The following is a 12,853-nucleotide window of genomic DNA, read 5'->3' as shown; positions in this document are numbered from 1 at the left end:
AGAAGGGTCGAAGATCGAAGGGTCGAAGGCCGGAGCTCAGGCGCCCCAGCCGGCCTGGACGCCGCCCACACGGTCGGCCGCGATCTTCTGCGGGTATCCCGAGGCGAGGTAGGCGGCCATCGGGTCGGCGGCGAGCCCGCGGGACTCCCGCCAGTCGGCCAGGGCAGGGCGCACGTCGGTGTAGAACGCATCCATGAACACGGCGTTCGCGGCCAGCACGTCGCCCGACTTCTGCGCGGCGGTCAACGCCTCCCGGTCGACGAGCAGCGCGCGTGCGGTCATCTCCTGCACATTGAGCACCGAGCGGATCTGACCGGGGATCTTGTCCTCGACGTTGTGGCACTGGTCGAGCATGAACGCCACGTCCGGGTTGTTCAGACCGCCGCCGCGCACGACCTCGAAGAGGATGCGGAAGAGCTGGAACGGGTCGGCCGCGCCCACGATCAGGTCGTCGTCGGCGTAGAAGCGCGAGTTGAAGTCGAACGACCCGAGCTTGCCGAGACGCAGCAGCTGCATCACGATGAACTCGATGTTCGTGCCGGGGGCGTGATGCCCGGTGTCGAGGCACACCATCGCCTTGTCGCCGAGGGCGCTCACCTGGGCGTACGACGTGCCCCAGTCCGGAACATCGGTGTGGTAGAACGCGGGCTCGAAGAACTTGTACTCGAGCACGAGCCGCTGGTCTTCTCCGAGACGATCGTAGATGTTCTGCAGCGAATCCTGCAGTCGATCCTGGCGCCCGCGCAAGTCGGCCTGGCCGGGGTAGTTCGACCCCTCCGCGAGCCAGATCTTGAGATCGCGGCTCCCGGTCGCATCCATCACGTCGATGCAGGCCAGGTGGTGGTCGATCGCCTTCCGACGGATCGCGGCGTCCTCGTGCGTGAGGGCGCCGAACTTGTAATCGTCGTCCTGGAAGGTGTTCGAGTTGACGGTGCCGAGCGCCACGCCCAGGTCCTCGGCATACGTGCGCAGGTCGGAGTACGAGTCGACCACGTCCCACGGAATGTGCAGCGCGACGGTCGGGGCGAGTGCCGTGTACTGGTTGACCTGCGCGGCATCGGCGATCTTCTCCCAGGGGTCACGCGGGGTTCCGGGGGTGCCGAAGACCTTGAACCGGGTACCGGAGTTGCCGAATGCCCAGCTGGGAAGCTCGATGCCCTGCTTCTCGAGGACGGCGAGGCTTTCAGGGGAGAGGATACTCACGATGCACTGCTTTCGTTCTGGAGACCGGAGGTGGGGAGCTGGTCCTCGAGGTGGAACACCTCGGGAAGTGTGGGAGCGGCCTGGTCCGGCCTGCCGTCGAGACCGACGAAGAAGCGGGCCATCTCGGCCTCCCACCGGGCGGCGATGGGCGACGCGGCGAGATACGCCTGAGCCGCGTCGTCGTCGTCGGTCTCGTAGTAACCGATGAGTTCACCGTCGGGCGCGAGGAAGAGCGAGTAGTTGCGGCGTCCGGCCGCCGCGATCTCGGCGAGCATCTCCGGCCACACGGGCGCATGACGCTCGCGATACTCCTCCAGAAGCTCGGGGCGCAGCTGGAGCTTCACGCACACGCGCATCATCCCTGCCTTTCTGTGAACGCCCGGTCGACACCCTGCCGACCGGGCGTTCGATGATCATCAGAAGTCGAACTCACCGATGTTGTCGGCGTCGAACACGAACGGGTCGCCGAGCAGCACGACGCCGTCGTCTCCGACCGTGTACTCGCCGAGGTCGCCTGCGGTGAAGGTGTCACCCTTCTCACCCGTGATGTCGCCCTCGATGAGCGCCTGGGCCGCGAAGGCCGCCAGATAGCCGAGGTCTTCCGGGTTCCACAGCGCGAACGACGTGACAGTGCCGTCCTCGACGTACTCGCGCATCTGGTTCGGGGTGCCGAGACCGGTCAGCGAGACCTTGCCCTTGTAGTCCGAGGTGGACAGGTAGCGGGCCGCCGCGGCGATGCCGACCGTCGTGGGCGAGATGATGCCCTTCAAGTCGGGGTGCGTCTGCAGCAGCGCCGCGGTCTTGTCGAACGACGTCTGGTCGTCGTCGTCACCATAGACGGTCTCGACGAGGGTGATGTCGGGGTAGTCGCTGGCGAGGTAGTCCTCCATCAGGTCAATCCAGGCGTTCTGGTTCGTCGCGTTCGCCGAGGCGGAGAGGATCGCGATCTCTCCGGCCCCGCCGATCTGCTCGGCGATCTGGTCGACCTGGACCTTCGCGATGCCCTCGGAGTCCGCCTGGTTGATGAAGACATCGCGGCACTCCGGGTTGGTGTCGGAGTCGAAGGTGACGACCTTCACGCCGGCGTCGCGTGCCTCGTTCAGCGCGTCGCAGATCGCCTTCGGATCGTTCGCCGAGACGACGAGCGCTCCGACGCCCTGCTGGGTGGCCGTGTTGATGTAGCTGACCTGTGCGTCGGGAGTGGCCTCGGCCGGTCCGACCTCGGCGAAGGTGCCGCCGAACTCCTCGACGGCTGCCTTGCCACCCTTGCTCGACGTGTCGAAGTAGGGGTTTCCGAGGTTCTTGGGCAGGAAGGTGATGGCGAGGTTGCCGTCGCCGCCGCTGTCGCCGCCGTCGTCACCGCCGGTGCTCGCGCATCCGGAGAGGGCGACCGCTGCGGCCACCGCGAGGGCGGCGACCGCGGCCACACGCTTGCGTGCAAACATCATTGTTCTGTTCCTTTCGTGAGGTGCCGCGAGTGCGGCGTCGGCGTCATGAAGCTGTGGAGGTGGCGCCGGTGGTCGAACGCCCTGGTCTGCGCCGGGCCTTCTGCAGCCAGGCGAGGAAGCTCGCGGCCACGACCGAGACGATCAGCAGGGCGCCGGTGATGATGTTGATCACATCGGAGGTCACGTTCATCAGACGCAGCGCACTGGCCAGCGAGCCGATGAGGAGCGCGGCGGCGACGACCCCGTAGATCTTGCCCCTCCCGCCGAACACCGACACACCGCCGAGGACGACCGCGGCGATCACCTGCAGCTCCAGGCCGGTGGCGTTGTCACCGCGGGCGCTGCCGTAGCGGAGCGTGTAGAACACCCCGGCGAACGCGGCGACCAGTCCGGAGAGCGCGAAAAGGATGAACTTCGTCCGCTCCACGTGCACGCCGGAGAATCGAGCGGCATCCTTCGCCAGGCCGATCGCGTACACGCCACGTCCGAAAGGCGTGTAGTGCAGCAACAGGATGAACGCCACCAGCAGGATCAGGAACGGGATCATGACCACCGGAACCGTCGTGCCCGCGATCTTCGCCTTGGCGAGGTCGGTCCAGAACTCCGGGAACTCGGTGACCGCCGCCGTGCCGAGGATGCCGACCGCGAGGCCGCGGAACAGCGCGAGCGTTCCGATCGTGACGGCGAGCGACGGCAGCCCGACCACGGTCACGAGGAACCCGTTGAAGGCTCCGCCGACCAGACCCACGAGCAGCGCAGCGAGGGCCGCGACTTCGAAGGGGATCCCACCCTGGACCAACGCGCCGGTGACGACGCTGGAGAGGCCGACCATGCTGCCCACCGACAGGTCGATCTCGCCGGTGATCATCACGAGCGTCATCGGCAGGGCGATCAACAGGATCGGGGCGATGTCGAGGAGCAGGTAGGTGAGCGTGATCGGCTGACCGAAGCCGCGGACCGTGATCGCGGAGATGATGACGACGAAGAGGAGCAGGGCGACGATCGCCATCTCCCTGGTGAGGAGGACACGACGCCAGAGCGGCTTGTCGAAGTCTCGGATGATCCGGGTGGTCGTGGTCGTCGTGGTCGCGGCGGTCATGACTGGTCCCTCGCTTCGATGAGCCGTCGTTTCTGCCGGACGGCGAGGACGCGGTCGAGCACGATCGCGCCGATGATCAGGAGGCCGACGACGGCGCGCTGCCAGAAGTCGGGGATGCCGAGGATGGGGAGAGCCCGGTTGATCGTGAGCAGGAGCACCGCACCGATCGCCGCGCCCCACACCGAGCCGATGCCGCCCGTGATCGCGACGCCACCGATCACGGCCGCCCCGACCGCATCGAGCTCCCACCCGGCTCCGGCCTGCGAGTTGATCGTGCCGTAGCGGGCGGCGTAGAACACTCCGGCGAGACCCGCGAGAGCACCGGACACGACGAAGGCGGTCAGCACGCGGCGCGTGACGCGGAGGCCGTACAACTCCGCTGCTGCCGGATCCGAGCCGATCGCGTAGTACTCGCGGCCACCGCGTGTGTTCTTCATGTACCAGGCGGCCGCGGCCAGGACGATGAGGGCCACGATCGTGAGGATCGGGATGCCGACGAGCTGCCCCGTGCCGAGCGCCAAGAAGTCCTTCGGCATGTCCGAAGCGTTCACCCGGTCACTTCCGGTCCACAGCACGTTGATGCCGCGGTAGGCGTAGAGCGTGCCGAGGGTGATCACCATCGCCGGCACCTTGGCAAAGGCGACCAGGGCGCCGTTGATGAGTCCGAGGAGGGCGCCGAACACGACCGCGGCCACCACGACGATCACGATCGGAATGCCGGAGACGTCGATGAACAGGCGACCGGTGAGGTAGGCGGTGAGTCCCATGACCGAGCCGACCGAGAGGTCGACGTTGCGCGTGATGAGGACGATCGCCTGCCCGACCGCGACGAGCACGAGGATCGACGGCGTGAGCAGCAGGTCGCGCCACCCGTCAGGGCTGAACAGGAAGTTCGAGTTGTTCGTCGTGGCGGCCACGATCACGAGCGCGAGGGCGAGGAGGATTCCGAACTCCCGCGCCCGGCCGAGCGCGGAGAGCCTCTTCGTCATCGAGGAGACGGGGATTGCGGTGGTCACGAGGAGAGCTCCGATGCGTGCGTCGCGGCGTACATGACGTTCTCGGAAGTGGCCTCCGAGCGGGCGATCTCTGCGGTGATCCGCCCCTCGCGCATGACGAGGACGCGGTCGGCCATTCCCAGCACCTCCGGAAGCTCGGACGAGATCATGAGGATTCCGATGCCCTGCCCTGCGAGCTCGGAGAGCAGCCGGTGCACCTCGGATTTGGTGCCGACGTCGATCCCACGGGTGGGTTCGTCGATGATGAGGACCTTCGGCTGCGTGGCGAGCCACTTCGCGAGGACGACCTTCTGCTGATTGCCGCCGGAGAGTGTGGCGGCGACGGTGTCGAGGGCGTGCGTCTTGACCTCGAGCCTGGTCGCCCACTCCCGGGCGGCACGGTTCTCCATTCCGGTGGTGAGGAACCCCAGCTTCGCGAGCTGGCGGCGGATCGAGAGGCTGATGTTGCTGCCGACGCCCGATTCGATCACGAGACCTTGCTTGCGGCGGTCTTCCGGCACGAGCGCGAGGCCGGCGCGCATGGCGTCGGTGGGACGACCACGCGGGATGGGCACGCCCTGCATCGTGACGGCGCCCTCGCGGTAGGGGTCGACCCCGAAGACGGCACGAGCCACCTCGCTGCGCCCCGCGCCGACCAGACCGGCCAGGCCCACGATCTCCCCTGCGCGCACGGTGAAGGAGATGTCGTGGAAGACACCGGGGCTGGTGAGGTTCTCGACCTCGAGCAGCGGGGCGCCGACGGTGGTCTCCTGCTTGGGAAACAACTCGGTCACCTCGCGGCCGACCATCTGCTGCACGATCTCCTCGACCGAGGTGTCGGCGATCGCGCTGGTGGCGATGTAGGCACCGTCGCGCATGACCGTGACGGTGTCGCAGAGCGCGAACACCTCGTCGAAGCGGTGCGAGATGAAGATGAGCGCGCGGCCCTCGTCGCGGAGACTGCGCGCGATCGTGAAGAGGCGCTCGACCTCGACACCGGACAGCGCGGCCGTGGGCTCATCCATGACGAGCAGACTCGCGTCGAGGGAGACGGCCTTGGCGATCTCGATGACCTGCTGGTCGGCGATCGACAGACCTTCTGCCGGACGGTCGGGATCGATCGTCACGCCGAGTCGAGTGAAGAGGCGCTCGACCTCGTGCCGCATGGCCCTGCGGTCGATGCGCCCGAAGCGCCCCGTGGGCTGACGACCCATGAAGATGTTCTCGGTGACGGACAGGTCGGGGAAGAGCGTCGGCTCCTGGTAGATCACGGCGACGCCCGCGCTCTTGGACTGCGCGGTCGATGTGAAGTCCACGTCTTCGCCATGGAAACGGAAGATCCCGTCGTCGCGCTGGTAGAGCCCTGCGACGATCTTCACGAGGGTCGACTTGCCCGCACCGTTCTCGCCGACCAACGCGTGGATGGATCCGCCGTCGACGGAGAGAGTCCCGGAACGGAGAGCGACCACCGCACCGAAAGACTTTCGGATGTCGCGGAGTTCGAGCGCCGGCGGAGAGCCGGGAGCCCCAGAGGGAATCGTCATTGATCGGACCTAAACTGCAGGATCATCCCTGCGGATTGAATCGTTTTAAAGGATGGCGCATCTGTAAGTTACGACCCTCGGCGACCTGCTGTCAAGTCATGCGATGGTCGATGGTACGTTTCAGGAACAGGTTTCGCGGTCCCGCGGGAAGGAAGACGCCGTGGTCGTCAGTGTTCGAGATGTCGCTCTCGCCGCATCCGTCTCCGTCGGGACCGTCTCGAATGTGCTGAACCATCCGGACAAGGTCTCCCCCGCCACGGTGGAACGCGTCACGGCCGCCATCGAGAAGCTCGGCTTCGTGCGCAACGATGCGGCCCGGCAGCTCAGAGCAGGCCACAGCCGCTCGATCGGCCTCGTCGTGCTCGATGTGCGCAACCCCTTCTTCACCGACATCGCCCGGGGCGCGGAGGAGCGAGCGGCCGAGGCCAGGATGACGGTCATGCTCGGCAACAGCGATGAGAAGGCGGAGCGCGAGCGTGCCTATATCGACCTGTTCGAAGAGCAGCGCATCGCCGGTCTCCTCATCTCCCCCCTCGCCGACGACCTCCCGCGTCTGCGCCGCCTGCGTGACCGAGGCACGACCGTGGTGCTCGTCGACCGCGAAGTCGCCGACGAGAGCTTCTCGTCGGTCTCGGTCGACGATGTCGGCGGCGGCTACCTCGCCGTGCAGCACCTCGCGGCCCAGGGGCGACGACGCATCGCCTTCGTCGGCGGGCCGATGGGCATCCGCCAGGTGGTCGACCGTCTCGAGGGAGCCAGCCGAGCGGCCAACGAGGCCGGAGTCTCGCTCGAAGTCATCCTGACCGATTCCCTGAGCGTGCTCGCCGGTCGTGCCGCGGGCGACGCCCTCAGCGCCCGTGCGCCGGAGGACCGTCCCGATGCCGTTTTCGCCGCGAACGACCTGCTCGCGATGGGCGTGCTGCAGGCGCTCATGATGCGGAACAGCATCCGGGTCCCCGACGAGATCGCCCTGATCGGATACGACGACATCGACTTCGCCACGGCGGCCGTCGTCCCGCTCTCGTCGATCCGCCAGCCCGCCGAGCTCATCGGCTACACGGCCGTCGACCTGATGCTGCGCGAGGCGGGTGGGAAGTCCGATCCCGAGCGCGTGGTGTTCCAGCCGGAGCTCGTCGTGCGCGAGTCGACCGCGCGACAGGTCTGAGCGACGTCCGAAGCGAGAGATCAGGTGCTGTCGACCCCGTACATCTCCCCGACCGGGATCGGCACCGCCATCACGTTGCCGGGTTGCGCGAGCGGGCAGGCCCAGGCGGGGTCATAGGCGCAGGACGGGTTGTAGGCGAAGTTGAAGTCGAGCACGATCGTCCCGCTCGCGGCATCCGATCCGAGGTCGGCGCCCTTGATCGTGTCGATCAGATAGCGGCCACCGCCGTAGGTGCCGCCCGGGCGCCCCGCGAGGGCGTCGCGCACCGGGATGAACAGCCCACCGCCGTAGGACATGAGCCGCCAGACGTCGAGTGATCCGGCGTCCGGGATCTCGACGCGCCCCACGCGCTCAAAGGGCACGACGCCGTCAGTGCCGGTCGCGAAGTCGAAGCCGCCGGGGTCGGCGGGGAGGACCGGCAGCTCGAAGCGCCACTCCGGGTCGTACGAGGCGATCGGCAACCCCTCGAACGCAGAACGATCCTCGGCGCGCAGCGGCGTCGCCGGATGATGCAGCATCAGCTCATCCCGTTCGATCCGCCACAGCTCATGCGCGTCCTCCGGCGAATCGGAGAGACGCACGGCGGCGTAGAGAGCGAAGACGCGGCGGCGCCAGTCGACGACCTCGGCAGCCGTCCGTGCGAGTGTGTTCGTCATCCCCCCAGGCTACGGGCGCGGCATCGAGTCCTCGGCGATCATCTCGGCGTATCCCGCTTCGAAGGTCGGGTACTCGAGGCGGCCCAGCACGGATCGCAGCAGCGTCCCGTCATAGACGACCCCGCTCGGACCGCCGGACGCCACATCCGGCGGCACGTCCACGCCCAGCTTCCCGGCGATGAACGCGACGACCTCCGCGAGAGGTGCGGGCCGCTCGTCCACCGCGTGCAGGAGCGGTGGGGGATCCTCCATCCGCACCAGCAGATCGAGCGTCCGCACCAGATCGACCTCATGGATCCGATTCGTGCGCCGGGCGTGGTCGACGGCAGCGCCCTCGCGCACCTTCCGCAGGAGGAACTCCCGACCCGGCCCGTAGATCCCCGCAGGGCGCACGATCACGGCGGAGAACAGCGCGACGGCCGCCTGCTCACCGTCGTACAGCTCCTGGGATCGCGCACTCGTCGGTGCGGGGACATCCTGTTCGGTCAACGGATGATCTGCCGCAGCTCCCTCGAACACTCCCGTCGACGACACGAACACAGTGCGCGCCGGCAGCACGGGCAGCGCGGCCCTCAGGTTCGTCAACGCGGTGCGGTACCCCGAACTCACGCCGCTGGGCGGCAGCGTGATCACCATCGCGTCGACGACCGGAAGGGGCGAGTCGAGCGGATGGGACGGATCGGCGGAGAGTCCGATCACGCCCGCCGGCAGGGACGCGGTACTCCGCCGCAGGGCGAAGACCTCGCCGTCGTCGGCGAGGAGACGTGCGGCGAGTCGCGCGCCGAGCTTCCCGTATCCGACGAGGAGCGTGCGACGAGGTACCGGGGTCACGAGGATTACGCGGCTACGGCGATCTTCTTGGCGTCATCCGCGTTGAGCACGCGGAACAGGATCGCCGCGATCACGGCACCCGCGACCGGCGCGACGATGTACAGCCAGAGGGAGCTCCAGTCGAAGTGACCGCTCACCGAGAGCCCGAGCGCGACGGCGGGGTTGAACCCACCTCCGGAGATCGAGCCGACGGTCGCCGCGCCCACGAACACGGTCCCACCGATCGCCAGACCGTAGAAGGAGTTGCCGGCCGTGTCCTTGGAGGTCGCCGTGTTGAGCACGACCCAGACGAGGATCAACGTGAAGAGGGCCTCCACGAAGAACGCGGGGCCGACCTCGATGACCATCGCCTCGTCCCCGGCCGGCCAGACGGCCATACTGACGAGCGCAGCCAGGGCACCACCGACGAACTGCGCGATGAGGTACGCGATGAAGTCCACGACGCTCAGTCCGCCGCGCAGGAAGACGCCGACCGAGACGGCCGGGTTGAGATGAGCACCAGAGATGTGCCCCGTCGAGAAGATGAGCACCATCAGGGTGAACCCGATCGCGAGCGGAGTCAGCGGGCTGCCGCTGTTCACCGCCGCGATGATGGCGAGGACGAAGAGGAAGGTGGCGACTGCTTCTGCGAGTGCCTTGCGTGCCGTACCGGTCATGAGAGAGCCCTTTTCTTGGGATTCGAGGGAGGGGGAACCACCCGTTCGGCCGCGCACACGACCGACAACCCCCTCGCGCGGCACTGACGTTATCGCCGCCGCCCGCCGGAGACCGGGATGCCGCGCGGGAATCCTGTGAATTCGCTGAACTGGACCGCTAGTGGGCTGAGACGTTCCCCACGCGATCGCTCGTGCGGATGATCCTCGCGAATCCGCGAGCGGCGAGGATGCTCTCGGTGCGACGCATGATGTCCTCGCCCGAGACCGCGGCCAACGGTCCCGAGGCCGGGATCGCGGAGGTGGTCGTCGCGTCCGTCACGAAATCCACCTCGTAGCCGAGATCAGCGGCCGTACGAGCGGTCGTCTCGCAGCATTGCTCGGTCCGGATGCCGCAGATGACGACCCGTCGCACGCCGGCGCTCCGCAACCGCTCGTCGAGATCCGTCGAGAGGAAGGAGTTGATCGTGGTCTTGGTGACCGCATCCTCCGAGTCGAGGGGACCGAGCTCGTCGATCACGCGCACGAACCCCTGTGCGGGGTCGAACACACCGCCGGAGCCGGGCTCGGAATGCGTGATCCACACCACCCGCTCGCCACGCTCGCGGGCGTCAGCGACCAGGAGGGCGATGTTGTCGAGCACGACGGGATTGGCGGTCGCCGCCCAGTCGTCGGCACGAGCACGGAAAGACTCCTGCGCGTCGATGACGAGCAGAACGGTGTCGGAAGAGGCCATGCGCCCCATGTTCGCCGGGATTCGTCCCCGCGCCAAGCCGCTGCATGGACAACCGTCGAATGGTTCCCGCCAGTGTCACCCCCGTGCGGCGGTGGTCACTCCGCAGGCGGTTCGACGCAGGTGATGGCACCGTGCGTGATCGACTGGTGGTACTGCTCCGCGGTGAAGGGAAGCGCGAATTCCGGCGCGGTCTGCCCGGACGCAGCCGGCGCCTTCGAGGCGATCGCGGCGAGTTCCCACGAGAGCTGCTGCGCGAACCTCGAACCCGCCGTCGAATCGTTCAGCACGACCGCGACCGTGAACCCACTCGACGGGTCCGAATACGCCGCTGTGGCATAGCCGGGGACCCAGCCGTGCTGGCCGATCATCGACCCCACGAGATAAGCACCACCGGTGGCCTGGTACCAGGAAGGACCGTCTTCCTTCGCAGGCAATGGCGTACCGAAGCGCTCTGGTTTCGCGTCGGCTCCACGCAACGCCTGGCGGGCTTCGGCCTGGATGTACCGCCCGAGGTCATCGATGGTCGAGACGGCGCCGGAATCGGTGAATCCCGAGCTCGACGAGATCGTGGTGATGTCGTTGGGGGCGGCGCAGGTGAACCCACCCTCGACCGCGGGAAGGAAGTGCCCCTTCATCGGGTCGTCACCGGGAGCAGCCGGAGCGGGGCCGGGGAGCGACGTGGCCGTAAGCTCGAGCGGGTCGGTGACGTACTCGGCGATCAGCTCGGACGCGGTCATCCCGGTGGCGCGCTCGAGGGCGAGGCCGAGCAGGAGATACCCCGCATCCGAGTCGCGGAAGGTGGTGCCCGGGTCGACACGAGGGCGCGCCAGTCCGTAGCCCGCGAGCTCCAGCGGCGCCCAGATGCGGTCCGGTGTGTTCAACAGAGCGGTCTTGGTGGTCGGCTCGGACGAACCGGCGCCGCTGGTGCCGTTGCACAGGTCGAGGAGCGTGACACCCTGTTCCCGCATGTCGGCGACCCCGGAGACGTAGTCGGCGACATTCGCATCGAGTTCGAGCGTTCCCTCATCGGCGAGGGCGTAGAGCACGTCGCACGCCATCAGACGCGTCACGTCGGCGATGCGGAAGGACATGTCGGTGGAGATCTCTCCACCGCCGTCACGGTCCTGCGTGCCGACGGCGGTGACCCAGCTGCCGCTCCACGGCACCCAGACCCCCACGATCGCCCCGGTGGCCCCGGAAGCGACGAGCGCATTGTCGACCGCGGCCTGCATCGAAGCGACCGTGTCGTCGGGCAGAGCACCGTCAACCTGAGCCGGTGGCGTGTAGCTGAAGGAATCCTCGGACGAGCATCCGGTGAGGACGAGAGCGAGCGCGGCCGCACTGGCCGCAGCGGCACGCCAACGGCGCGACGAGAGAAGCTGCATGAAGGAACCCCCGAGGATGTATCTCCCGAGTCTAGAACGCCCTTCCTGAAAGACGGCATCGCGCCGGGCGCCTTTGCGCGCACATAGGGTGAGAAACGTGCCCCACATCTTCGAAGCCGACGTGATCGCCGCTGTCCTGCGCCACATGAACGGTGACCACACCGATGACAACCTCTTGATCGCCCGCGCCTTCGCAGAAAGCTCCGCCGACGTCACCGCCTCCGTCATGACCGGGTTCGACGGCGACGGCGGCGTCTGGGAGATCACCCTCGACGGCGAACTCTCCGAACTGCGCGTCCCGTGGCCCGGCGGACCCATCACGGATCGCCCCGCCGTGCGCCGCGAGGTCGTGGCGCTCTACGACGAGGCCTGCGCGCGCCTCGGGGTTGAGCCTCGCCCGCACGCCTGAACGACTCGAACACAGCCCGTCGCACCTCCGACTCGGCACGGCCACTACCGCGCGAGGTAAGGCAAGCCTTACACTAGGCACATGCCCGAGATCCTCTCCTTCTCCGCCGCCCTGCGCGAGCGCTCGTCGGGATCGCACTCCCGCAGCGAGACCGCCGGCTTCATGTCCGACCTCCTGAAGGGCGAGGGCTCCCGCGAGGACTACATCTCCCTCGTCGCGCAGCACTACTTCATCTACGAAGCGCTCGAAGGAGCCGGCGAGCGCATGCGACAGGATCCGGTGGCGGCGGTCTTCCTCAGCGACAAGCTCACGCGGCTCCCCGCACTGGAAGCCGACCTGGAGTTCCTGCTCGGTGGCGACTGGCGCGAGCAGATCGTGCCGCTGCCCACCACCGTGCGCTACGTCGAGCGCATCCGTCAGGTGGGTGCCACGTGGGCGGGCGGCTTCATCGCCCACCACTACACCCGCTACCTCGGCGACCTCTCCGGCGGGATCTTCATCGGCCGGGTGATGGCCCGTCGGTTCGGCTTCGAGACGAACGGCATCGGGTTCTACCTGTTCGACGACATCGCCGACCCGTCCGCATTCAAGGACGTCTACCGCGAGCAGCTCGACGCCGCCCCGTGGGACGACGCGGAGCGTGAGCGTGTGATCGACGAGGTGCTCCTCGCCTATCGATTCAACACCGAGCTCTTCGAGGATCTCGACCGGGCCCGCGCCGCCGCCTGA

The 12,853-nt window shown here is 67.7% G+C and carries 14 protein-coding genes; 3 read left to right on the top strand and 11 right to left on the bottom strand.

What is annotated here, in order from left to right:
- Positions 1-36 precede the first annotated feature (36 nt).
- The 6 genes from rhaI to LVJ59_RS17055 are packed head-to-tail and all read right to left on the bottom strand — an operon-like array spanning position 37 to position 6,289.
- On the bottom strand, positions 37-1,203 hold the full coding sequence (gene rhaI, locus LVJ59_RS17080; RefSeq protein ID WP_232763916.1) for an L-rhamnose isomerase: 1,167 nt from the start codon (positions 1,201-1,203) through the stop codon (positions 37-39).
- Entirely contained in the window at positions 1,200-1,562 is a 363-nt protein-coding gene (locus LVJ59_RS17075) for an L-rhamnose mutarotase (RefSeq protein ID WP_232763915.1), read from the bottom strand. Before LVJ59_RS17075 ends, rhaI begins: the two co-directional genes overlap by 4 nt.
- 57 nt (positions 1,563-1,619) lie before the next feature.
- On the bottom strand, positions 1,620-2,651 hold the full coding sequence (gene rhaS / locus LVJ59_RS17070; RefSeq protein WP_232763914.1) for a rhamnose ABC transporter substrate-binding protein: 1,032 nt from the start codon (positions 2,649-2,651) through the stop codon (positions 1,620-1,622).
- 43 nt (positions 2,652-2,694) lie between these two features.
- On the bottom strand, positions 2,695-3,750 hold the full coding sequence (locus LVJ59_RS17065; RefSeq protein ID WP_232763913.1) for an ABC transporter permease: 1,056 nt from the start codon (positions 3,748-3,750) through the stop codon (positions 2,695-2,697).
- Entirely contained in the window at positions 3,747-4,739 is a 993-nt protein-coding gene (locus LVJ59_RS17060) for an ABC transporter permease (protein ID WP_232763964.1), read from the bottom strand. Before LVJ59_RS17060 ends, LVJ59_RS17065 begins: the two co-directional genes overlap by 4 nt.
- A 23-nt stretch (positions 4,740-4,762) precedes the next feature.
- Entirely contained in the window at positions 4,763-6,289 is a 1,527-nt protein-coding gene (locus LVJ59_RS17055) for a sugar ABC transporter ATP-binding protein (protein WP_232763912.1), read from the bottom strand.
- Positions 6,290-6,449: 160 nt separating this feature from the next.
- Here LVJ59_RS17055 and LVJ59_RS17050 point away from each other — a divergent pair, with 160 nt between their 5' ends.
- Complete coding sequence (locus tag LVJ59_RS17050) at positions 6,450-7,454, top strand: LacI family DNA-binding transcriptional regulator (RefSeq protein WP_232763911.1); 1,005 nt, start codon at positions 6,450-6,452, stop codon at positions 7,452-7,454.
- A 20-nt stretch (positions 7,455-7,474) separates the two neighbouring features.
- On the opposite strand, the gene LVJ59_RS17045 is transcribed toward LVJ59_RS17050, so the two are convergent.
- From LVJ59_RS17045 to LVJ59_RS17025, 5 genes are all read right to left on the bottom strand, one after another.
- Positions 7,475-8,110 (bottom strand): DUF1684 domain-containing protein, encoded by a 636-nt coding sequence (locus LVJ59_RS17045; protein WP_232763910.1) that lies wholly within the window; start codon positions 8,108-8,110, stop codon positions 7,475-7,477.
- A 9-nt stretch (positions 8,111-8,119) separates the two neighbouring features.
- The gene (locus LVJ59_RS17040) at positions 8,120-8,941 is read right to left on the bottom strand and encodes a sugar nucleotide-binding protein (protein WP_232763909.1); all 822 of its coding nucleotides are present in this window, start codon (positions 8,939-8,941) and stop codon (positions 8,120-8,122) included.
- 5 nt (positions 8,942-8,946) lie between these two features.
- A complete protein-coding gene (locus tag LVJ59_RS17035) occupies positions 8,947-9,597 on the bottom strand; it encodes an MIP/aquaporin family protein (RefSeq protein ID WP_232763908.1) in 651 nt (216 codons plus the stop codon).
- Positions 9,598-9,754: 157 nt separating this feature from the next.
- Positions 9,755-10,330: an isochorismatase family protein gene (locus LVJ59_RS17030; protein ID WP_232763907.1), complete on the bottom strand. Its 576-nt coding sequence runs from the start codon at positions 10,328-10,330 to the stop codon at positions 9,755-9,757.
- A gap of 95 nt (positions 10,331-10,425) precedes the next feature.
- Positions 10,426-11,715: a serine hydrolase domain-containing protein gene (locus LVJ59_RS17025; RefSeq protein WP_232763906.1), complete on the bottom strand. Its 1,290-nt coding sequence runs from the start codon at positions 11,713-11,715 to the stop codon at positions 10,426-10,428.
- A 97-nt stretch (positions 11,716-11,812) separates the two neighbouring features.
- On the opposite strand from LVJ59_RS17025, the gene LVJ59_RS17020 reads away from it, so the two are divergent.
- Complete coding sequence (locus tag LVJ59_RS17020; RefSeq protein ID WP_232763905.1) at positions 11,813-12,124, top strand: DUF2470 domain-containing protein; 312 nt, start codon at positions 11,813-11,815, stop codon at positions 12,122-12,124.
- Positions 12,125-12,205: 81 nt separating this feature from the next.
- Positions 12,206-12,853 carry a heme oxygenase (biliverdin-producing) gene (locus tag LVJ59_RS17015; protein ID WP_134352481.1) on the top strand — a complete coding sequence of 216 codons (648 nt, stop codon included), beginning with the start codon at positions 12,206-12,208 and terminating at the stop codon, positions 12,851-12,853.

The sequence above is a fragment of the Microbacterium sp. KKR3/1 genome (assembly GCF_021272365.1).
In the GTDB taxonomy this organism is placed as follows: Bacteria; Actinomycetota; Actinomycetes; order Actinomycetales; family Microbacteriaceae; genus Microbacterium; species Microbacterium aurugineum.
Note: the sequence above shows the minus strand (reverse complement) of the source record. Positions and strands in the feature narration are given on the sequence as shown.

Excerpts from the sequence above, each read along its gene's own strand:
- rhaS (WP_232763914.1), bottom strand. The coding sequence starts at position 2,651 with ATGATGTTTGCACGCAAGCGTGTGGCCGCGGTCGCCGCCCTCGCGGTG.
- LVJ59_RS17055 (WP_232763912.1), bottom strand. The coding sequence starts at position 6,289 with ATGACGATTCCCTCTGGGGCTCCCGGCTCTCCGCCGGCGCTCGAACTC.
- LVJ59_RS17015 (WP_134352481.1), top strand. The coding sequence starts at position 12,206 with ATGCCCGAGATCCTCTCCTTCTCCGCCGCCCTGCGCGAGCGCTCGTCG.
- LVJ59_RS17065 (WP_232763913.1), bottom strand. The coding sequence starts at position 3,750 with ATGACCGCCGCGACCACGACGACCACGACCACCCGGATCATCCGAGAC.
- LVJ59_RS17035 (WP_232763908.1), bottom strand. The coding sequence starts at position 9,597 with ATGACCGGTACGGCACGCAAGGCACTCGCAGAAGCAGTCGCCACCTTC.
- LVJ59_RS17060 (WP_232763964.1), bottom strand. The coding sequence starts at position 4,739 with ATGACGAAGAGGCTCTCCGCGCTCGGCCGGGCGCGGGAGTTCGGAATC.
- LVJ59_RS17075 (WP_232763915.1), bottom strand. The coding sequence starts at position 1,562 with ATGATGCGCGTGTGCGTGAAGCTCCAGCTGCGCCCCGAGCTTCTGGAG.
- LVJ59_RS17030 (WP_232763907.1), bottom strand. The coding sequence starts at position 10,330 with ATGGCCTCTTCCGACACCGTTCTGCTCGTCATCGACGCGCAGGAGTCT.
- LVJ59_RS17025 (WP_232763906.1), bottom strand. The coding sequence starts at position 11,715 with ATGCAGCTTCTCTCGTCGCGCCGTTGGCGTGCCGCTGCGGCCAGTGCG.
- LVJ59_RS17045 (WP_232763910.1), bottom strand. The coding sequence starts at position 8,110 with ATGACGAACACACTCGCACGGACGGCTGCCGAGGTCGTCGACTGGCGC.